Source organism: Pseudomonas fluorescens (genome assembly GCF_000968015.1).
In the GTDB taxonomy this organism is placed as follows: Bacteria; Pseudomonadota; Gammaproteobacteria; order Pseudomonadales; family Pseudomonadaceae; genus Aquipseudomonas; species Aquipseudomonas fluorescens_W.
In genome coordinates this window covers 1-1,360 of sequence record NZ_LACH01000089.1, presented here as the reverse complement: position 1 = coordinate 1,360, position 1,360 = coordinate 1, and the positions used below count along the sequence as shown (strand labels likewise).

The 1,360-nt window shown below is 56.8% G+C and carries 1 protein-coding gene; it reads right to left on the bottom strand.

Annotated features, from left to right (window positions below):
* Nucleotides 1-251: 251 nt before the first annotated feature.
* Entirely contained in the window at nt 252-1,274 is a 1,023-nt protein-coding gene (locus VD17_RS29935) for an IS110 family transposase (protein WP_046056985.1), read from the bottom strand.
* Nucleotides 1,275-1,360 lie beyond the last annotated feature (86 nt).

Here is a 1,360-nt window from a genome sequence, read left to right as displayed (position 1 = left end):
AATGTATGGTCAGCCCATCTCCTGCAACCTCATGGGCTGTTTTCGGTAAAGCTGGCTTGCGCTAATGTATCCGGGCTCATTGTGAGCGTTGCGCCACAACGCTCGGCCCTCGATGAGTAGCCGCTCCCGACTGTCCTGAAAAAACCCTCAGCTTCTGAAGCTGATTTTATTGCCAGGTTCGCAGTCGGGCCGTTTGCCGTTTACTGTCATCAGTCAGTGACGTCGCAAAAGCCGGTGCTAAAGCTGTACGTTCAAGCGTTCGGATGTGGGTCGTACTGGCCGCCTTTGGCCAGTACCGCCCACACGATTCGCGCCAGTTTGTTCGCCAGCGCGCAGGCGACGATATTGGAGTGCCGACGCGTCAGCAGCTCTCGAACCCAAGGCCCCAACGCATCATCCCTACCGTCGATATGCTGCATGATGGCTCGTGCGCCCTGCACCAGCAGCCGGCGTATGTGTTTGTCGCCGCGTTTTGTGATCCCCAGCAGCACTGTCTTTCCGCCGGTTGAATGCTGTTTCGGTACCAACCCCAACGAAGCCGAGAAATCACGTCCGCTGCGATAGTTCGAGACATCCCCTATATCTGCCAGCAAGGCGCTGGCAGTGATCGGTCCGATGCCAGGGATACTCTGCAAACGGTTTCCGGCGTCGTCCTCTTTCAACTGTTGCTTGAGGTCGGACTCGATATCCTTGATCTCTTGGTCCAGTTGTTGAATTTGTCGGTAGAGACGCATCACCAAACCCTTGAGGCGCAACGGCACCGAGTGTTGCGGGTTGTCGAGCAACGTCGGCACACGGTGCAGCGCAGCGGTTCCAATAGGCAGGCTGATCCCGAACTCCAGCAGAAACCCATGAATCTGGTTGGTCGCGACGGTGCGATGGCTAATCAGGGAATCTCGGACACGATGCAGCGCTGAAAGCGTTTGTTGCTCTGCAGTTTTGATCGAGCAGAAGCGCATCGCGGGGCGGCTCGCCGCCTCGCAAATCGCTTCGGCATCAATGAAGTCGTTTTTGTTGCCTTTGACGAACGGTTTGACGTACTGCGGGGCGATCAGCTTCACCTCGTGGCCCAAAGTACCGATCTGTCGAGCCAGCCAGTGAGCGCCGCCGCATGACTCCATCACCACCGTGCAGGCCGGTAGCTGGGCCAAGGTGCTGAGCAATTGGCCGCGATTGGTTTTCTTGCGCAGTACCTGATGACCTTTGGCATCCTGGCCATGCAGGTGGAAACTGTGTTTGCCAATGTCGATACCGAGAAGCGTCATCGTGTTCATGAGAGATCCTCCGCCGAAAACGAGAAAAGCCCTGCAAGCGTAAACCTGCAGGGCTTCTCGGTCAGGCTGACCATCTCATTAAACCC